Below are 22,237 nucleotides of genomic sequence, written 5' to 3' on the forward strand. Positions count from 1 at the left end.
CTTACATCAAATGAATACTCATCTAATGTATTATTTTAATGATGATAAATAATTCTATTTGGAATAGCAATAGTATTAAAAACAATAACTTATACTAACTCATTATAAGGTTAGTAGAAACAGCATTTTTAAATCATCTTAAAATATTAATTCATAAAAAAATAAAGGCATTAGAATTAACTAATACCTTTATTTTAAGATGTTTACAAACTTATTTCAATAATTTGATGAACGCAGTTTTACCTGATTTAGATTTTACCTTAACAATGTAAATACCTTTATTCCAATTTGAAGTTTCAATATTAAATGATTTTAGGCCATTTATATCTGCTGATTCTGAAATTTGCATTAATGTCTTTCCTGTAATCGTAGATACTAAAGCGATGAATTCTTCATTTTCTTGAAGTCCACTAATTGTTACAACAGCTTCATCTCCTTGTATAGGGTTAGGGAAGGCATATAAATTCACATCAGTACTTTGAGAAGTATTATCTAAAGCTAATGTTACAGGTCCATATAAAGTATATTGACCATCAAAATCAACTTGCTTTAATCTATAAAAACCTAACTTATGCGTCAATATATCTTCAAAGTAATACTGAATTGCAACTGATGAATTACCACTAGCTTCTACTGTACCAATAGTTTCAAAATTCTTACCATTGAATGATCGTTGCACATCAAAGTGAGAAGCATTTATTTCACTTGCCGTTTCCCATTTCAATGATACGTTACCGTTCTCATTAATTGCTCCATTAAAGTAAGTTAATTCAACTGGTAAATCTGCTTCAGGGTCTACATATTCTTCAAGAGTAGCACCAAATTCAGAGAATTTAGTGATTCCTGATGCAGTCATAATCGCTGAATTGTCATCTCCAGAATAAGTGGTTGCTTCTTCATACCAATCAGTACCTCCACCATTATCGAAATAATGAATAACTTTTCTCAAAGCTTGTTCTGCTAAAGTATAGCCTGAAAGCTCATTGAAGTATAATTGAATCTGAATACCTCCAGCTCCGTCTGTTTGGCCATTTTCATTTGTGATATCCCAGATGAATGGAGAAACTTCCATTGCTACATCTTCAGCCCCATTATTGATTAAAAGGTTTGCTTCTTTATTTTGAGGTAAGAACTCAACTGTGTAATCTAATTCTGATTCTAAGAGACCAGTATTGATCGCTGCTCTAGCCCAAGTTGTTTGTGATCCAACAGGGAACTGGTAAAATACTGTTGATTTTAAATCTGTAGCAGTTACTTTACCATATATATATGAATTAGCTGAAGATGTAACTCCATTTGGATATGCAGTATTTAACGTTTTACTTAATACAACATGTGGAGCTTGTAGAATACCATCTGTTAATGTTAAACTATTTTCAATATATAATGTTAAATCAGAAATTAATCCATTAGAATTATTGATGACAAAATTAGTAAATGTTTCTGATCCACTATAACCTTCAATTGTTTGAATATTTGAACCATTAAACGTTACGGTAGCATCTGAAGCCATTTCAAAGTTACTTCCGCCTAACTCATTAAACCAGTTACCACCTAGAGTAATATCATTAGAACCAATCGAAACTTTTTCCAATGCACCATAAATATCAAAATCACCTGTAAGAGTAAGATCACTTAAAACTGTTTTGATTCCTGTACCTTCAAAGTGTACATTGTTCAGTGTTTGATTATTTACAGTAATGTTTTGTGCTGCTCCATTCAATGTCAAAGTAAATCCATCTGAATGATTAAGAATTACTCCTGCTCCCAATGTGAAGTCTCCACTAACATTTAAGTTATTTTCTCCAACATTTAATGTACCATTATCCATATTGAATAAGCCTGTTACATTAACATCTCCTGTTAAATTTATCACAGGATTATTTGCACCATCAATATATAAATCATTGTAGTTTTCACCTGCTGCTAAGTTAATAGGATCTGAATTCGATGGTTTCAATACCATAATTGAAGTAACAGGATTAAAAATACCATCATTTTGAATTCTACCTAATACTTTTACCAATGATGTTTTAAAATCTACATAACCTTTATATGTTCCGTCCGATAAAATTGAGAATTCATCACCGATAATCATTTCAAAGTTATCATCATTAGATCTATCTGTATTTCCATTACCTTCGATAACCAATCCAGCCTTTGCTTCTACTCTTAGTGAGTAAATAGTAACTTTTTTAGTGCCTGTCAGCATTGGCGGACGATTTACAATTTCTGGAATAACAACAGTAGCAGATGTAATATGTCCATCTATTTCTCCTGGGTAATTAGCAGGAGCTCCACCACCATTTAAACTCCAGTTATTAACATTTGTCCAATCTGCGTGACCCTCTTTAAGTTCACCTTGATCACCTACCCATGTGTAAATATCTTTTGTAACTTCCCAAACAACATCTCCACTATTATCTAGATCATAATCTTCTCCTGAAATACCACCTTTGCTATCTACAAAGTATACATCGCTTCCAGTATTATTCACAACATTATATTGAGCAGGTCCATTGAAAAATATACTATAGAACTTGTTCTCTAAATTTGCAATACCAACTACCGCTGCTCCTGATGTGAAATTTTTAAGGTCAATCAGTCTCCCGTTTATTTTACCATATTGGAATATAGCATACGGTAATAATACATTGATCAATTCGTTTGGAGTACCTGGATCGTTGTCAGCATCAATAGAAGTCTCAACACTATTGATTGTAACACCATTGAAAACAATTCCATTTTCATTCATGTATTCAAATGTGAAGTTACTGCCATTAAAATTACCTCCCAATAAAGAGAAAGAATATGAAGAAGAACTTGTCGTTGCTGAAACTCTAGCACTATTCAACATAGATAATGAACCTGAGTTTAGTTCAAAATTACTTCCATCACTCATTAATAATGTTGAACCATCAAGATTAAAATCACCTCCATTAATGTTGATTAGAGATGAATTCCCACCAACAAAAGAAATAGTATTTCCATTTGCATTTAATATACCACTATTGACTTCTAAACTTGATTGTACTGATAAATTTGTACTTAAAGTGTAGCTATCATTTGCATCTAATAATTCAACCGTGAAAACAGAAAGTGTATTTCCATTTGAAATGGATAATTCAAAATCATCTGCATTTCCATCATTATTACCCACTAATTCAATGTAACTTGAGTTCGTATTGATAATACCATCGATATAAACGTTACCACCAAAATCAATTGTTTTCATATTACCATCAAGATCAAGTGAAGCATTAGCCTCAATAGTGAAATCTCCTGAAACTGTTTCCTCACCACTTAATGTTAATGTTGAAACAGACATTCCTCCAATAGTCAGAGATCCAAAACTTAATCCTGCGTTATTTATTACTTGGGCTCCATCACCATTAGCTAATAAATGACCTCCGCCATGTTTGTATGATCCGGTTGGATTTACTATCCAATTCCCTTTAAATTCAATACCATCATTTACAGTCTGAGCTTCTAATTGGCCATCTAATTCTACATTACCAGAGATAATTAAATCTGCATCAGCATCTGAAGAAGCTAATTGAACCAGTGAAGCTGTTTCAAGAATTAAATTATTAGCATACGCTACATTTACATCTGATATAATAGGTTGATTTGTAGTTGCTGAAATAATTACATCATCATTTGCAGAAGGTAAACCTCCGTTATTAGAAGTCCAGTTTCCAGCTTCAAACCAATCAGTATTTACAGCTCCTGTCCATACAAATTCATCAGGTCCATACCAATTAATTAGATCGTTAGGATCTCTTTCATAATTCTCTCCAGATAATTGTCCATTTGAATTATAGAAATCAATTTGTCCTGATACTGCAATATCTTTTGAAACATTGGCTGTTCCTCTTTGTGTACTTTGGATAAAGTTTAAATTAACGATACCACCATCAATATAATTACCGTCTCCATCAAAGTTCGCAGTAAAAGATTGTGTATTTTCTACCTTTAGACCTACACCTCCCACTAAATAGTTTGTTAATGTACCATCAGAGAAATTATTACCATTATTATCATTATCAATAGTAGCAGTAGATTTAACAAAAATACCGTTTGTAGACATTCCACTAATATTGAAATATCTAGCATTAATATTTCCTTCTAAATTAAAACTATAATAATAACCATCTTGAGATGCTTTAATTACCGTTGGAACTGAAGCAGTACCAATCACATCGATATTACCTAAAACATTTAATGTAGCGTTATTGCCCATATTTAATTGAGCATTTTCACCCATTTTATATGAAGCATTTTCCCCAATATTAAATTGACTTGAATTACCGATAATCACTTCTGCATTATCAGTTTCTAAAGTACCTTGTTCTAAGTCTAAATCGAATCCTCCTGTAATTGTGATGTTATCATTTAAAGTATATATAGTCGTTGATTTACCATTAATTCTTAATCCTCTAAATACAGAATTGTTTGTTTGGATTGTAGCGTCAGTACCAGAGGCATTCATGTAATATGAACCCGACTCAGCAATCATACCATCAATTACTAACAAGTTTTTGTTCAAGGTAGCTTCTCTATTTCCCATTGAGAAAATACCATTTTGAACTGTCATATTACCCTCAATTGTAATATCCGAACCACTTACTAAAAGTGTTGAGTTATTTGCTTTATTTACCGTAAAATCAAAGAAGTTATTATCTCTTACATTCGATAGGTAAATAACTTGATCTTCATCCCCATCAAAAGTAAATCTACTATTCGCATAGATTAAATTTGCATTAAGATAATTGTGAACAAAGTTTCCTCCGATTTTCACATTTTCACTATTTGTATTTAATGAAGCTTGCTCAATACGTAAATCACCTCTTACAATTAGCTCTCCCCCAGTTGTAATTAATTTTTCAGAACCTTCTTTTTGTAAAGTTAATTTACCATAGAAAATAGGCTTGCCATTTACTTTTGTCAAAATAAATTGATTCACACCACCTGAATAGTAAGTATTACTATTTTCAGCAATTGTATAATTACCAAAATTACTTGGGAAGTTATTTGCTCCTTGAACATTAATAAGTTGTTCTTCCCCTAATATAAATTCACCAGCAGCAGAACCTGTAACTTGATGATCATATAAATATAAATCTGAAGATGACGCATCTAATGATGTCACTTCAACATCTGCATCTAATGAAACATTAATTGTTTTTAATGTAAGATTATCAAAAAATGCTTTATCTCCATTAATGTTCATCGAACCATTAGGATTATCAAATACAAATACTGTTTCAGCAGTACGTGGATCTACCGGTTCTTTTAGGTTAGTCGAAGTACCAGTAGCAATCCATTGGCCTTTTCTTAAATAGTGAGTACCTCCATCTTTATATAATTCAAAGAAGAAGTTATCATTGTCAACCTCAACTCTTTCGTAGAAAACATAAGAACTATTTTCGTTCGTTTGTTTAATAGTTCCTTGATCAAGGTATGCTCTACTTGTAATCTTTAATGAATCTGTAACAGTATAATCACCACCTTGGAAACGTACTCTTTTGAAAGTAGCATTTTCTAAAGTTTGAGAAGTACCTCTTAAATATACCCAACCATCAGAATCAGTATCAAATACAGCTGTTTTACTCAAAATAACATCTCCGTTGAATGTAACGTCGTGATTATTTGGTAAAGTAATACCACCTGTGTTTGTGATCATAAAGGCACCATCCACAACTAGTTTACTTTGTAGCGTAATTGTAGCATCACCTGTTATTTCTAAATTATAGAAAGATGAATTGTTTTGATCTAAAACTACTGTACCTGTAGACTTTAATAATTCTACAGTACCACTAGAGGCTACTAATGTACCATTAGTTGTGACTGAGTAATTTTCTTGTACTTGTATTCTTTCATTATCTGAAATATTGATCACGCCTGTTTCAACCAATACGTCACCACCTACAAATAATGTCGTACTATCCACCATAGTATCTGATTCATTACCATCAATATCTGATGCTAAAGTCAAACGTCCTCCTTGTATCAATATATCTCTACATTCTGCTTTTGTAGTGCCACTAATTACAGGGTAGAAAGTACCTGCAGATGTTTTAGACTTAATAATTACGTTATTACTTGAAGTTGGTACAGCTCCACCAGACCAGTTTGATCCGGTATGCCAATCATCACTTGTTCCTCCAACCCACTCAATATCCGTATTCGTTGGCCAAACAATTTTACCTTCTCCTCCATTATCTACTTGATCTTGATCATCTTCAAAATCCACTCCTTTAATTGATCCTGCAATACCTGTACTACCTGCAAAGGTTAAAACACCATTTGCTGATGCTGATCTACGAACATTGTGAATATCATTTGCTGCATTTGGTGTTCCGTTATAATCAAATGTTACGTTTGTCACATCTTCATTAACAGGAGCCTCGATATCAAGATAAACCCTATCTTTAGAGTTATCTGTAGACATACCTGTAAATACACCTTCTGAGAAGTTATTCGTATCATCTACAGTTGCTGTCAATGCTACTTTAAGACCTTCATGATCTAGATTTTTAAATTCATAGAATTTGGCAGATATTTTACCACCATCTTTAATATCAATGATCAATCGATGATCATCAGAACCTCTATCTTCAGCACTTACCTTAGATAATTGTCCCTCTTGACCAACAACACTTAAATGACCTCCATTTTCAACAGTCAATGTTGGTTTAACAGAACCGTCACCATCTCTTGCGTTAAATTGTAAAATACCACCTTTAGAAACGAGTAACTCACCACTAATATTTAGGTTTTCTACAACATCTAAATCAGGATAAGTTTCAAGGTCTGTTCTCACACCAACATAGAATAATTGACCATTTACATCTAAAGTTGCCCCTGATTCAATATCAACAGATTGATATGTGTATAAATCATTTGTTAATTTATAGGTAGTATTTGATCCTTTAAACTGAACATCATAGAATCTAGTTGTACCACTTTGGTAAATAGAATATTCGCCATTTGCATCACCCTCAAATATAACAGTAGCCTGATTTCTTGAATAACGACCAAATTCAAGGTTCCAATTCCCTTTTACTGTAATTGTAGATTCATCTTCTGTATCAGGTACTAATCGAGCATTTTCAAAAGCTGTAATATTTCTAGCTGTTAAATTTCCATTGATTGTTTTGTTTGAACCATTTGTGATGGTTAAATCATTCACAACAAAATTTTCAGGGAAATTTTGACCCCCTCCATCAAATATAAAGTTTGCATTTTCAGATATGTATGAACTTCCTAGATTCATTGTTCCAACAGCTATTGAGTGTGTATGTGACCCAAAATCTACTTCACCTCCAGATGTAACAAATGTCCTATCAACATTAATATCACAGTTTATCGTTTTTGAACTATTATCAGCGAAAACAATATTATTAATCGTATGATTGTCTCCAAAATTTAAAGATTGATCAACTCCTCCGTCAGTATTACTAATAGTTATTGTATTTGTAGAAGTAAATTCACCTCCTGCTTCTGATGACCAATTAGTACCTTCGAATCTTAATGCTCTGTTTAAAAATACATAAGCTTCTGCTTTTTGAACAAAATCTCCCAAGATGATATAACTATCATGAATCAATTGTTTTTCTGATGCACCTGAAAAGTCCACATTATTGAATGTAATCGCTCCATCACCATCAATTGTCTGAATTACTTCTGCATCATTACCATTTAAAAATAATGTTGATGATGGTAAAGGATAGTTTGAGAAATAAACATTTCCACCTACATAAATATCATTCATTAAATCAATGAACTGAGCAGAACCTCCTGTTTGTCTTTCATCAAGAGTTCCCTTAACCTTTAAGGTTCCATCTAATGCTAATACTGCCTCATTTCGTATGTATAGATTACCATATTCAGGGATCGTATTTAATTGAATTAATGCACCTCCCGAAACAGAATAAACATAGGTATTTGAAGTTTTTGCTAATTCATATGTACCAAAACCTGTAGCGAAAGTTGTCCCAGAAAGTATGTATGAATTATATCTTGCATTATCAGCTATAGTTAGAGTACCAGTTGAAGTACCTGTAACTGAATAATAAGTATCTGAATTACCTTGATTGAAAGTAACATTACTGTTTATAGTAAGGTCTCCATCCACAGATATATTTGAAGAAATTGATTTTGAACCAGTTCCTTCAAGAATAATATTATTGTAATTTCCAAGTAAAGCTGGGAAAGTAAAGTTTCCTCCATAATGTCTTAAAGTACCATTATTCCAAGTTAAGAATGGAACAGCTTTATCTGATCTTGTATCGTAAACAGCAAAAGAACTACCTAATGCTACTTCAAAGCCGTTTACATCTAATGTACCTATCTCTGTATCACTAGTATAAATTCTTAATTGGTTTGATACATCAATATCACCTACTAATGTTTTATCTCCATCATTGATGAAAAGGTTATAATATTGGAAGTCACCAATATTTTGTGTGCCTTCATCATAATAGAAAGTACCTCCTGTAATCTGATATTGTGTAAAGTTTGATGGATAGTTATTTGCTCCTCTAACGTACAATGTACTACCTGTCATAGTAAAGATTCCATCACCCGTTAACTCAGAACCATCATTTAAAACAACATTAATTCCGTTTAATACAGTAACATCACCAGTTACATTAATATCTGCTCCGGTTGTAAATGTTTTAGAACTTGAACCCTGGAAAATTACGTTACCAAAAGTTGCTGTACCTCTAATGTTTTGCGACGCACCATTAAAGATTATCGTTCCAGAATGAGTAAACGTACCTAGTTCTCTGTTATCAAATTCACCTTCAAGGTAAATTAAATAGGAACCAGCATTAAATGTAGAGCCAGAACTTAGTAGATCTAATTTATTATGTATAGTTATGTTACCCATTAAAGTACCTGTTTTACCTGCAGCAACATCTAAATTAAAGAAATCTCCACCATTAATAGTCGCATTATCTACAGTTACTGTAGCGGTTCTATAATTAAAAATACCACCATTTTTATTCCATGAACCAGATAAATAAATATTACTATCAGATACGTCGTAAGTACCTGTTTTTAAATTAAAATCAACTACATTTAAAGTATTGTCTGATTGTAAAATTGTATGCTCTCCAGCATCAACAAATACAGATTGATATGTATCCGTTCCAGGAATAAATGAAATCAATTTAGCAGCTGAACCTTCTTCGAAAGCAAATTTTAAAGGAGATGTATTTGCTGTAAATGTACCTTCATTAACCCAATCTCCAAATACGACTATTGAATCAGAAGAAGTTCCACCAATTAAAGTTGCTCCAGCATTAATAAAAATTCCATCATATGCTTCTAATCGGTCTTGAATTGTAAGAGTTGCGCCATTTTCAATTTCAATTTTCAAAGCTGTACCTGTTACACCATTTAATATAGGGAAGTTAGGTGCTGAAGAAGGAATTAATACATTATCTGTTTTTGTTGGAACAGCTCCTGACCAGTTTCCTGCATCATTCCAGTTCGTACCGTTTGTACCTGTCCACTCATTAAATGTATCGAAAGTCCAATTAATTTTATTGGATGCGTCTATTTCAATTTCACGATTAGACCCTTTGGCATTGTCAAAAGTAATTGTACCAATTGAAGAACTATTGTTTGCTACTGCATTAGTAGGTCCTGTTCCAAAAGTTACATTTTCAATCGTTGTAGTTGTAAGACTTGCAGTTGCATTTATAGTAATTGAAGCATTTGAAGAATTTGATCCATTGACGAAAATACCATTTGATAAATTATATGGATTTACACCTAAAGTACTCCCAGCTCCTAATTGTAAACCATATCCATCAAGATCTGTAATTTTATAATTGGTTGCCGAAAGTTCCCCTTCCACTAACATTTGATAATTATCATCACCATTTGCTTCCACTAATGCGTAATTATTATCATCACCTTCTAATCTAATAGTACTACCTGTTTTACCATATAAAGATGGTTGGCTCGTATTTCCTGAAAGTTGAAGTGCAGAACCTGCACCAACAATAAGTTCAGTACCATTTTCTAAAACAACCTGCTTATTCTCATTCGTTAATTCAAGAATAAAACCATTTAAATTCAAAATACCTGATTGGATGGTTAAATCACCAATTGAACCAGTCATACGAATATTTGAATTCAATATATAATTTGCACCTGCATTTGCATTAATAATAATGTTCATATTATCATTATTTGCAGCAGTTCCACTATTATTTCTATCTAATCCATTTTGTAATACATAATCACCAGCAGTAGAAGCATTTAGAATTAAAGAAGTCGCATTATAAATATCGCCATTTGAAAGTAAATTACCACCTACAGTAATAGAATTACCATTTACATCTAATCTAGAAGCACTTAATGTTAAGTCATTTTCAACATTAAGATCATTATTTAATGTAAGTCGATACCCTTCATTTAAATTTGAAGTAAAAACATAGAAATTATCATCTTCTGTTACTGTAGCATCTTCTCCACTAAAAACTACTGAACCATTTTGATGGTTAAAAGTACCATTACCAATCCAGTTACTAGCAACATTTATTGCAAATCCTCCAGTATTAAACGTAGTCCCTGATGATTGGATAAATTCATACAATGAAACGTTACCATTTAATGTAACATTTGAAGAATTATCAATTGATAATCGATAGAAAGTTGTTGGATCAATTTCTTGAGCAACACCTCCATTGAAATTCACATAACCTGTACTTTCAAAAAGACCGTCAGTATTTGACCAATCTCCTTTAATATTTAAAGTTCTATTTGAAGCATCAACAGTAGAACCGATAATTGAAATACCTTTTTCAAAAGTATAATTTGAAGTACCATTAAATGTTTTTGTTCCTTCTCCTTGGAAAACTACTAATTCTGTAAAAGTAGATTTATTAGCATCATCCACTCTAAATGTTTGAGAAGATGAACCTGCTAAAATTAATTGAGCATCAGCTTCTTGTACAAAATCATTATTTGTTCCAGCATTATGAAAATCACCATTTAATGTTAGGTTTTCTTGAATAGTAAGATCTCCTTTACCTGATTCTAATCTTAGATTCCCATCTACTTTTACAGCTGTAGTAAAAATAGCTTTAACAGACGCATCATTATTGATTGTTACATTCCCAAATGCACTTAATTCATTTTGTGTTACTTCTTGATCAAGGTCATTACTTAAAAATTGTAAAGTACCATTCGTTTGAGAAAATTTAGATGTTGCATTATTTTCAGACCAGTTACCATATAAATTAATATTCTCATTCGCTACTACATCAAGGATTTGAGTATCGTCACCGCCTTCTAAAATGACATCACCAAAAATCGTAATTGGTCTTGCTAAAGTCACAGCCCCAATAGTATTGAAAACCAAGTTACCAAATGCTGCATCATTCACTACTTGATCGTTTGATCCTGTAAATACAACTGTTGATTCTTTAATACCATCATGATGAACACCATTACTTGTGTTTAATTTCCAGTCACCATATACTGTAATTGTATTTGATCCTGCAATTAAAATATTACTACCTCCAGTTCTTTCAATTCTTCCATTGACAGTAATATCACCAGCTAAAGTTTTATTACCATTACTATTTAATTGTAAGTTTCCATAGCTTAATGCAGGGATAGTTTGATCTCCATTTCTAACAAATTCCACAAAAGAATTAGCTTGATCTACTTCCACTGTAGTTGCTGATAAAAATACTGGTGAAGCACTTCTTGATCTAATTTTTGTAAAATCATTTAAGACAGTTGAATTACTGACATCTAATAATTCAAGCGTTTCATCTCTTAGGTCAACTCTTAATAATGTAGAGTTTGATCCTTTAGTATTCGTTACCGTAAAATTCTCAACATCTAACTTATTATAAATGGTAAAAGTCCTTTCCGTTGAAAGACCTGCCGTCCCATCTATAATATTTAAGTTTTGAATTTTATAGACATTATCTACAGATCCCGCTAATTGCTTAGACTCATTGATTTGTCTATTTATATCGTTTATTACAAAAGTAATTGTTGCATTTTCAGCATCTATCGTACCTGGATCTGTACTATCTGAACTTCTTCTATTTTCTAAATTACCATGTATTGTAAGTTCATTGCCAGGATTAACTACTAGGTTTGTATTATCATATACCCCTAAAGCTCCATTAACAACAACATCATCATCAATTATCTTATTTCCAGCATTATACAACCTTAGGTTGCCATAATTTAATGGAAGAATTGTGATATCTGAGGATGCTTCGTAATAGAAAGTGGATGCAGTTGATAAATCAATCGTATCAAATAATGGAATTGAAGTGCCTTTTACATACACCCTTGCATTATCATTTACGGTTAAAGTCCCTCCTTCAGAGTCAAAAACTGTATTTTCTCTAAAATTTACATATCTTCCATTACTCACTGTAATATCACCCTCTAAAGTAATATTATCTCCTTCTGAATTTGCATCACCAAATACTAAATCATAATTCTCTGCAATAATATTTGCTGTACCAAGGTCTAAAGTACCAACATTAGTAACGATCGTCTCATTAAGGTGATTAATAGTTGTACCATTATTGATATAAATATTACCACCTGTGAAAGTTAAAGCTGTACCTGAATTATCAACAACATCTCTAACCTGAATATTTCTAATACTGTGATTACCATTACCGAAAGTTAAAGTTGACCCACTAGATTTATATACCTCTAGAGTATTTATAAAGTGGAAACCAGCAGAAACTGAGTTATTACCTCCATTATAAAATCTTACTTGACCAAACTGAGCATGTGCATTACCTTCTTCTGAAGTGATGACATCAGGAACAGTGATAGATTGATCTCCAGCACCATCCATCATCAAGTAATTTCCACTTTCCGTTGAATAAGTTGAGTTATTATCAATCGTTAAATTTCCAGCTAAGTAAATTCTACTTTTAGATTCGAATTCTGTATTGACAACAGAGAAATTTCCTTCGATATTTAATTCAGTTTCATTGACAATAACCATATTCCCATTTTTTGAGAAAACAAGGTTATTGAAAGGAATCGTCTGATTTGTTCCATTCGATCGACGACCTTCTATGATTGAGATTGAATTATTATCACTTGAGAAAGTGACTGTACCATTTGAATTGTCAATAGACGCTCCTTCGTAATAGAATAAATCGTTAGCAATATTAAGGTTCAATCCATTATTAATGACCAAAGCACCTTCTATTTCTAGAGAGTTGATATAATCACCATTTGCAGCATACGTTATAGTATGCCCTGATTGAATTACAAAATAATTGTTTTCGATATCAGTTGGCTGTGTACCAACTCCAGTACTATTATCATCCCATGTCGATAGATCATTAAAATTTCCATCTCCATTTGAATAATAAATCGTCTGTCCGTTTGTCACTAAGCTAAGACAAGATAGAAAGGCAAATATCACCAATCTATTTAGATACAGAGAGTTAAACATTTTCACAGTAATTAGAAGTTTTATTTTTTAGTGGGTAGTGATTAAAAAAAAATTACATATCTTGGTAAAGATAGTGTTAATATTTGTCTTTTTTATGTAAATTATATAAATATTTTAATGTTTGTGAACTTTTTATTTAACTCTGTTTACATTTTAGACATAAAAAAATGCTTTCCAATTTTTATGAGAAGACATTTATTAAAAAGAATGTTTACTTTCTTAATCCATCATATCCATACCATCACCTCCAGATGATCTACCCTTTCCTTTCTTCTTATTCCCTTTAGCTGTTTTACCAAAACGATAAGAAAAAGTAAGGTAGCCCACTCTGGATTCCCAATCATAGGTCATGTCAGAATTGAAACCAATACCTTCACTATATACATTAAATTTATAAGTATTAAATACATCAGTTACCCTAGCTTGTAAAGTCCCTTTACCCTTAAATAATTTTTGAGAAACTGCTATATCAACTCCTCCCATTGGAGCGATATATCCTTGAGCTGTAGCTCTCTGAGAACTTAATCTACCGGTTATCTGTAGTGATAATCCTTTACGGATAGTTGTTGAAGACATTAATTTTCCCGTTACTGCCCAAGCTTGATTTGATAAATCTAAATCACCGGCATCACCAGAAATCAAAAGATTATAAACATTCGCACTTCCTGTAAATTTCCACCAATCTGTCATATTATAAGTAGCAATAGCTTCTGCTCCATAACTTTGTGAATTGTCTACATTATCCCATGTCATTACCATCACTCCATCCGGTTGTGCACTTTGTACTCTTTGTATTGCATCATGCGTATAACGATAATATAAACTACCCGTTAATGTTACTTTATCCCACCCATGCTGATAAGTTGCTTCTACAGCATCAATAAATTCTGGTTGTAGATAAGGATTACCTTGTCTTAAGGACTGAGGATTGGAATAATCCGGGAAAGGATTTAATGTTCTACCCCTTGGACGATTTACTCTTCTACTGTACCCAATAGAAGCTTCTCGCATATCCGAAAACTTATATGCAATATGCAATGTAGGATAAACAGCAAAGTAGTCATTTTCAACAATCTGTCCTTCAGTCACAGCATTGTCTTCTAATTCAGAGGTTGTATAAGCTTGCTCTGCTCTAAGACCACCTTGAAAACCCCATTGACCAAATTCATGACGATACATTACATAGAGTGCATGTACTTGTTCATTATAATTGAAGTTATTGTTTAATGAATCATCAGGCATCCAAGCTCCACCATTTTGAATACTTTCTGAATAAAAATCAGTTTGAATATCCCTCACAGTAGTCTTCCATCCTGTTTCTAAAGTACCGTGTTCCCCAATGGGTTGTACATAATCAATTTGACCTAGGTAGATCTTATTTCTTTCAGGGCTTGTATTCTGTTGTTCAAAGAATGGGTCAGGATTTATTACACCATTATTATCATCGTATTCTTGATAAAATCCATTATTCGTTCTTGTTCCATTCGAATATTGACCAGAGATATCTAGCGTCTGATTAGGGTTTACAAATGTCTTTTTATAACCAAAATTATATTCTTGATTTTGATCGTCTGTTTTTGATTCATTGACTCTATAAACTTGTTCAATTAAAGAACCATCAGCCTTATAATATCCAATATTAAGGTCTTCATCTTTATTCCTTACTCCAGTATTATAAGTTGCTGAAAAATACACATTATTATACTCATTGATATCATAATCTACTCCTCCTTTAAATAAGTGAGAGTAACGTTGATCCTCTCGGGAAGTAATCTGATCATTATAATCTGTTACGTTCCCAAATTCATCTAAATTATTTTGATGTTGATCTTTTTTTACCCATCGTTCTTGATATCTACCAGAGTAATTTGCGTAAACATTTACTTTACTAACTCTAGCATTTACTCCTGCTGAAAGGTTGTATTTATTATTATTTCCTACACTCGCTGAAACATTACCATTAATCCCTCCTTTTCTATCTTTCTTTAACACAATATTGATAATTCCACTTGTACCCTCAGGATCATATTTTGCAGATGGATTTGTGATTACTTCTACTCTTTCAATAGAACTTGCTGGAATTTGATCGAGAATATCTGCATCAGAAGAACTGGTAAGGTTTGAAGGTTTACCATCTATAAAAATAGTTACATTTTCACTTCCTCTTAGACTTAATGTCCCTTCGGAATCAATATCTATGGAAGGTATATTTTTTAAAGCATCCGTCATGGAACCACCCACAGAGTTTAAATCTTGGCTTACATTGAATGTTTTCCTGTCTATTCCAAGCTCCATAACATCTCTTTCAGCCGTTACTGTAACTTCTTCTAAACTTTTTGCGGATGTTTCAAGTGCAATATTCCCTAAGAACTTTTCTTTCTGCTCTTTATTAATGACAAAAGGTTGAGAATCAAATTCATTATATCCAATGAAAGTTACTCTAGCAAATAACTTCCCTGCAGGTACTTGTGAAATCTTAAAACGACCTTGGATATCTGTGGAAGCACCCGTTACAAAAGAAGAATCTCTTAAGGAATAAAGTGCTACAGTTACAAACTCTAAATTTTCTTTTGTTTCTGCATCCACAACTTTTCCAGTTACGGTACCAATTTTTGGTCTTTCACCTGTTCGATTATTTCCTGCACCATTTGGACGTTGTGCAAATACAAAGAAAGGAAGTAAGGTTAATAAAATAAGAAAGTTGAATTTCATCTTAACTGATGTATAATTTAATAGGTTCTTAACGTAAAATTTGACACCACAAATATTCACATTACAAAATCTATTATGAAATTAATTCAACTAAAGTTCGTTTTTATTCAACGAACAGATGTAATTCTTAATTTTCTCCTAATTTTTTAAAGTTTACATCATATAGTCCAATTAATAAAGATTTACCTTCTTTATTAATTTTCAATCCTCCATATTTTGCAACTTCATATTGATCTCCAGTTCCTTCCTGGAAGAAATAAGATTCGGCTCCAAAATTCAAATTTCTAGAATTTCTTTTTGTGTAGCTGATCAAATACTCTCCTTCTGATAATGGCTCTTTATTTTGTTGTGTTCTTACTTTTAAGGCAACATTATTTGTGTCTTTTTTAAACACAACAAAACCTCTCTGAGGAATTATATCATTGTTAATTCTTGAATTACTGTAATTTAATCGCATATAGTCTCCTTGCATCAAAGAGCGAGGATCTACAGGAGCCAATTCAAAATAAACAATCTCTTCATCTTCCAATAACTGCTCATTGCTATAGATTGAATAATTAAATCCAATGAAAACAATCAGCACATTTAACGATATAAATAATTTATTTTTTAAGTCCATCTTATTAATTTTTTATGAAAAATAATCCAATATATGATCAAGAAGAATATACCACTACCTATCAAAGTAATGGACTTTTCGAGAAGGGTAAGATCGAGGTTGTAATAGAAATTAATAATGCCCGCAAAAACACTCAGTATACCAATTCCTAGTAATGTTCTATGATTACCATAAATCCCCAAAAAGACTAAGTAAAAACTTCCTAAAATATAGGGTGCATTATAAGTACTTAAAGCAATAATTAAGACAGGTAAACATTGAATTAGCTTGTTTACTGTATTGACCTTTGATACTTTAATTATACTTAGGATGAATAAAAAAGAGATTATCGCCGTTGTAAACCATTGATAAGTTTGACTTTTCAAAACAAAATTATTTGCTGATAACCCAAAGCCAAATAAAAGTGAGATGATTATTCCATCACGTATCGCATTTAGTTTTTGAGGATTCTTTTTGAAAAAGAATAGATATCGATTTTCAAATAAATAATACAATGCTATTATTGCAATACCTAATAAAATATATAATAAACTTGCAAGAGGTTCATTTACTGAAATAAATAGAAATAATAAATATCCTCCTGTACTAATTGATGCTAAAAATATCGTTAGGTAATTCTTCATAAATACTATACTAAATGTATTCAATAGTATCAATAAGAAACAAACCATAGATTCATCTTTTACTGTTTCGTAAAGTCCATATGTTAGCATCAACTCACCCATTACAAAACCAAAAGTACTTAATGCAGTTACAAATAGTGTTTTTGAGTTATAATCTATCACTAGTGAAATGACATAATAAATTATACCTAATGGCATGATTATACCAAATGCATCTTCTGAGTTTATTATAGTAAAAATCAGACCTGTAAAAAATCCACTTGCAATCAATGCTCCGAAGTACATTAATATCTTGACAAGCAAACTCAACTTATCTTTCTCTACTTCTAATTGCAATGCATGATCATCCACTACAAAAGGTGTCGAGCGATTTAAATTCAATTGATCAATGAATAATCTTAATTTTTTAAACTGTTCCATTGTTCCACTTTTTTTGGAGTGAGATAATTTTTTGAACTAATAGAGATACACTTACGATAACGAAGATGCTGCACATAAAAAATATCCCAAAAGCATCAGAGCCAACCTTTATAATTACAGCAGTAAACATGATGATAAGACTAAATGAAAGGAAACTAATTTCTACAATTCTCTTTTTTTGGTTAGCGAATAATAAACCCGCTAGATAAATTGACAACGTTAATAGCACAAAAAATACATTTAGAATAGGATTACCATTGTCAAACAAACTAAAAGTAAAGACTTTTGTACCTAAACCTGTGATGCAGAATGTAAAGACATTAAACCACCAATTGGGAATTTTATACGCTCTACTTTTTGTAAATAGAGATAGAACATAAATCAGCGTGTAAAAGATAAAAAGGAATAAAGCTTCTTCCATTTCATTTAAATTCTCAGCGGCTTGATAAACGTAAAAATGAAATGTAGTGGATAATAAAAGGATGTACAATAACCATAAAACTGAGAAATCAGTGGCTATGACTATTACTGTAATTGAAATCGACCACATCAAAAAGAAATCATAGGCATTCGCTCCAGTTTGATAAATTTGACCAAAAACAGCAAACATAACTCCAATTAAAAAAGCTAAACCTGTACTTATTATTTTAGATACTATTGGCTTTGTTTTGAAAAATTGAAATCCTAAAACGGTTACTAAAACTAAACCTTGAATAATACTCAGCTTTGTAAATTTGGTCATTTCTTCCCAATTGTATGCAAAAAAGAACATTACTCCTGAAGCAAAAAATCCGATGCCTATGCTTAGAAAAATAAGTTTTAAATAGTATTGCCAATCTTTGGGTGTAGGATGAATATTTTCTTGAAGAATTAATGTAATTTCTTCTGTATTCAGATCACAATGTTTATTGAGTATCTGTATATCATCTCTGTTTAATTTTTTCATAATGATAAAAAGTAATAAAGCCTAAAAGGCCTCGATTTTGTAAATCATTGTTAATAAAGATGAAACGGAGAGATACAAAAAACAACTGTTAATTTAATTAACAAATGAATGATTATTCATTAAAATAATAAAAAAACCACTCCAAACCTAAGTTCGAAGCGGCTCTTTGCACCTAATTAGTATATCAAATCTTAAACTTCTTCGGCTTGTAAATCCTCAGTTGGACCGAAAAATTCAAAATGAATGTTCTTTTCCTCAACACCTAAAACATCCAAGGCAGTTAAGACCGCTTTCATAAATGGTTTAGGACCACAGAAATAAAATTCTGCTTCTTTTGTATTCTCTACCAATTCTGCAATTAAAGCTGCATCGACAAATCCATTTCGTTTAGATTTATCTGCTTCATTGGGCTCAGAATAAATGACAGTACTTTCTAAATTATGATTTTTTTCTGTTAAACGAACTACTTCACTTTCGAAAGCATGTACATCACTATTTTTGGCTGCGTGTATCCATTTAATCTTTCTTTCAGATTTTGATTCAATTAAATGTTCTAACATAGACATCATTGGCGTGACACCTACTCCACCGCTAAGTAATACAACTTCTTTTTCAGATTCTTCATTTAAAAAGAAATCACCAGAAGGAACACCAACTTCTATCACATCACCTTCTAAAACATGGTTATGAAGAAAATTAGAACCAATTCCATCAGGATGACCATTCAATCCTTGTTCCTTTTTAACTGAAATTCTATAATAGTCTTTTGAAGGTGAATCACTCAACGAATAATTTCTCATATGAGCATGTGCGTGACCTTCTCCTTTTAAACGTACAGCTATATATTGTCCTGGACGGAAAGAAAGTAATTTACCTTCAATTGGTTTTAAGTAAAAAGATATAATTTCATCCGACTCTTTTACTTTACGTTCTACTGTAAAATCACGGAAACCAACCCATCCACCATCTTCATTAATTTTTTCTTGGTAGATATCTCCTTCTCTTTTTACAAATACAGAAGCAAGAATCATGTATGCATCTGTCCATGCCTCGATGATTTCTTCTGTTGCAGCTTCACCTAATACATCTTTTATAGCTTGAATTAAATGTTTTCCTACAATTGCATATTGAGCTGGCTGAATACTTAAGCTAGAATGCTTTTGAGCAATTCTTTCAACCGCTGCTGATAACATGGGTAAATTATCGATATAAGTAGCATACCCTAAAATTGCTCCTGCTAAAACTTTTGGTTGAGTTCCTTCTGCTTGGTGAGCCATATTGAAAACATTTTTCAATTCAGGATTATGCTCAAACATCAATTTGTAAAAGTGGCTAGTAATGGCTACTCCATGTTCTTGAATAACTGGAGCAGTTGCTTTTACGATATCGATAGTTTTTTGCTTAATTTCCATGTCTATATTTTTGTTTGAAAGTGATTAATTAAATCTAAGATGAGGATACCTGTAAGTACAGGGATAAAAACGTAGAGATATCCTAAATCTGTAATACTAGCTCCACCAAGTACAGCGATGTAGGCTGTTGCACCACCCGGTGGATGTAATACATCAAAATAAGTCATAACTAGAATTGCTCCTCCTACAGCTATTGTAACTGCAAGATTTGCAGAAATTGGAAAGAATAATTTATAGCACGTTACCCCAATAAGGGCGGATAAAATATGTCCCCAATACATGTTCTTTCTTTGTATTAAAGGACTGTTTTGTGCTGCAAAAAGTAATACGGCAGTTGCTCCAAAAGCTCCAGATAGTAGGACTACTTCTTTACTTCCTAAAAAAGAATTAAAGAAACAAAGTGTCCCTATGCCCATTGCACTATTGAATCCATTACGCTTTGCTGTTTTCCAATTACTCATCATTCATTGTTTTGATGATACAAAGGTGAAAGATTTCGATCAATAGAAATTTGTGATATTTCAAGACAAAAACTGATAAATATCAGAAAATATTTCAAGTACTTCTGCTTAAGTATGTTAGACTATCATTAATTTTAGGAATCATTTTTAATCGTAAAACTGTTATGAAAAAAGACATAATAGAAGTCATACATCAATTTGTATCTATCACTCCCGAAGAAGAAAAGTTAATTCTATCTCTTTTTGAACGTAAAGAAATCAAGAAGGGTGATTTTATATTAAGAGAAGGTGAAAAGTGTCAATTTGTAGTTTTTTTGGAAAGCGGATTGGTTCGATATTTTGTATTAAAAAATGATGAAGAATCTACTTTTGAGTTTACTAAAGAAGGTGAATTTGTTGCGGATTATTCTAGCTTTAATCGAAATATAATTTCTCATCAAAATATCGAAGCTATTGAGGATTGTTCTTTACTAATGATCAATTATGACAACCTACAATACATTTTTAAAAGAATTGAAAATGGTAATTTACTCGGAAGGTTGATTATGGAACATCGTTTTGATATTATGGTCAATCAACTTTTGGATGTTTATCGTCAAAATAGTGAACAACGCTATTTAAAATTTGTAGAAGAGTATAAAGATCTCTCACAAAGAATTCCTCAATATTTAATAGCCTCCTTTGTGGGTGTGCAACCTCCTTCGTTAAGTAGAATTCGAAAAAGGCTTTCTATTTAATGCATTTCTTAACTTGGGTTAATCAATACATATTTTTAAGCTGACTACTTTTGATGATAAGATATTTTGTATCACTAAAATCAAAGAAATATGCTTATCATTATTTTTATTGTCTTGGGTTGTTGTTTTGTTCTTGAAAGATTAAATCCTGGATGGAAATTAGCAGATGTACCCACTTGGACTATTCGAGTATTAGGTGTCAATTTTATACAATTAGGTGTTGTCGTTTTAGCTGGTTTTTCATGGGAAAAATGGCTTTCTTCCTATTCATTATTCCATATTTCAGTGTATGTAAATCCCTATTTAGGAGGAATTTTAGCTTATATAATTGCTACTTTTATATTTTATTGGTGGCATCGTTGGAGACATGAATTTGACTTTTTATGGTTGCATTTTCACCAAATTCATCATAGTCCTCAACGTTTGGAAGTAATCACTTCATTTTATAAACATCCTTTAGAAATGGTTGCCAATTCAATCATTGGAAGTTTTTTGGTCTATACTGTCTTAGGATTAAATATTGAAGCTGGAGGAATTTATACTTTATGCACAGCTTTAGGTGAGTTTTTTTACCACACAAATGTAAAAACACCACAATGGATTGGTTATTTTTTTCAAAGACCTGAAATGCATCGTATTCATCATGAATATGAAAAGCATTCTAATAATTATGGCGATTTAGTTTGGTGGGACATGCTTTTTGGAACTTATGAAAATCCAAAAGAATTTAAAACAAAATGTGGATTCGATAATGAAAAAGAACAGCGATTAGTGGATATGCTAAAATTTAAAGATGTTCATAAAGAGTAAAATTACCCTTACCAATTCAACAA

At 31.9% G+C, this 22,237-nt stretch carries 9 protein-coding genes; 2 read left to right on the top strand and 7 right to left on the bottom strand.

What is annotated here, in order from left to right:
* Positions 1–211 precede the first annotated feature (211 nt).
* The 7 genes from ACXAHM_RS14335 to ACXAHM_RS14365 form a co-directional block, all read right to left on the bottom strand.
* Positions 212–13,474, bottom strand: coding sequence for a T9SS type A sorting domain-containing protein (locus ACXAHM_RS14335; protein ID WP_474961139.1), 13,263 nt, complete (start codon positions 13,472–13,474; stop codon positions 212–214).
* A gap of 219 nt (positions 13,475–13,693) precedes the next feature.
* The gene (locus ACXAHM_RS14340) at positions 13,694–16,186 is read right to left on the bottom strand and encodes a TonB-dependent receptor (RefSeq protein ID WP_474961140.1); all 2,493 of its coding nucleotides are present in this window, start codon (positions 16,184–16,186) and stop codon (positions 13,694–13,696) included.
* Positions 16,187–16,313: 127 nt separating this feature from the next.
* Positions 16,314–16,805 carry a GDYXXLXY domain-containing protein gene (locus tag ACXAHM_RS14345; protein WP_474961141.1) on the bottom strand — a complete coding sequence of 164 codons (492 nt, stop codon included), beginning with the start codon at positions 16,803–16,805 and terminating at the stop codon, positions 16,314–16,316.
* Positions 16,796–17,848 (bottom strand): DUF4401 domain-containing protein, encoded by a 1,053-nt coding sequence (locus ACXAHM_RS14350; protein WP_474961142.1) that lies wholly within the window; start codon positions 17,846–17,848, stop codon positions 16,796–16,798. Before ACXAHM_RS14350 ends, ACXAHM_RS14345 begins: the two co-directional genes overlap by 10 nt.
* On the bottom strand, positions 17,835–18,794 hold the full coding sequence (locus ACXAHM_RS14355; RefSeq protein ID WP_474961143.1) for a DUF2157 domain-containing protein: 960 nt from the start codon (positions 18,792–18,794) through the stop codon (positions 17,835–17,837). Before ACXAHM_RS14355 ends, ACXAHM_RS14350 begins: the two co-directional genes overlap by 14 nt.
* Before the next feature lie 191 nt (positions 18,795–18,985).
* The gene (hmpA, locus tag ACXAHM_RS14360) at positions 18,986–20,206 is read right to left on the bottom strand and encodes an NO-inducible flavohemoprotein (RefSeq protein WP_474961144.1); all 1,221 of its coding nucleotides are present in this window, start codon (positions 20,204–20,206) and stop codon (positions 18,986–18,988) included.
* Between the two features lie 2 nt (positions 20,207–20,208).
* Positions 20,209–20,667 carry an HPP family protein gene (locus tag ACXAHM_RS14365; RefSeq protein ID WP_474961145.1) on the bottom strand — a complete coding sequence of 153 codons (459 nt, stop codon included), beginning with the start codon at positions 20,665–20,667 and terminating at the stop codon, positions 20,209–20,211.
* Positions 20,668–20,831: 164 nt separating this feature from the next.
* Between ACXAHM_RS14365 and ACXAHM_RS14370 the strand changes: the two genes are divergently transcribed.
* Both ACXAHM_RS14370 and ACXAHM_RS14375 read left to right on the top strand, forming a co-directional pair.
* Positions 20,832–21,404 carry a Crp/Fnr family transcriptional regulator gene (locus ACXAHM_RS14370; RefSeq protein WP_474961146.1) on the top strand — a complete coding sequence of 191 codons (573 nt, stop codon included), beginning with the start codon at positions 20,832–20,834 and terminating at the stop codon, positions 21,402–21,404.
* A 90-nt stretch (positions 21,405–21,494) separates the two neighbouring features.
* Entirely contained in the window at positions 21,495–22,214 is a 720-nt protein-coding gene (locus ACXAHM_RS14375) for a sterol desaturase family protein (protein ID WP_474961147.1), read from the top strand.
* Positions 22,215–22,237: the final 23 nt, after the last annotated feature.

It is taken from the genome of Flammeovirga sp. AWQ4_249, from assembly GCF_056161045.1.

Bases quoted from the DNA above. Each gene is read 5' to 3' on its own strand.
- ACXAHM_RS14335 (WP_474961139.1), bottom strand. From the start codon at position 13,474: ATGTTTAACTCTCTGTATCTAAATAGATTGGTGATATTTGCCTTTCTA.
- ACXAHM_RS14340 (WP_474961140.1), bottom strand. From the start codon at position 16,186: ATGAAATTCAACTTTCTTATTTTATTAACCTTACTTCCTTTCTTTGTA.
- ACXAHM_RS14345 (WP_474961141.1), bottom strand. From the start codon at position 16,805: ATGGACTTAAAAAATAAATTATTTATATCGTTAAATGTGCTGATTGTT.
- ACXAHM_RS14350 (WP_474961142.1), bottom strand. From the start codon at position 17,848: ATGGAACAGTTTAAAAAATTAAGATTATTCATTGATCAATTGAATTTA.
- ACXAHM_RS14355 (WP_474961143.1), bottom strand. From the start codon at position 18,794: ATGAAAAAATTAAACAGAGATGATATACAGATACTCAATAAACATTGT.
- hmpA (WP_474961144.1), bottom strand. From the start codon at position 20,206: ATGGAAATTAAGCAAAAAACTATCGATATCGTAAAAGCAACTGCTCCA.
- ACXAHM_RS14365 (WP_474961145.1), bottom strand. From the start codon at position 20,667: ATGAGTAATTGGAAAACAGCAAAGCGTAATGGATTCAATAGTGCAATG.
- ACXAHM_RS14370 (WP_474961146.1), top strand. From the start codon at position 20,832: ATGAAAAAAGACATAATAGAAGTCATACATCAATTTGTATCTATCACT.
- ACXAHM_RS14375 (WP_474961147.1), top strand. From the start codon at position 21,495: ATGCTTATCATTATTTTTATTGTCTTGGGTTGTTGTTTTGTTCTTGAA.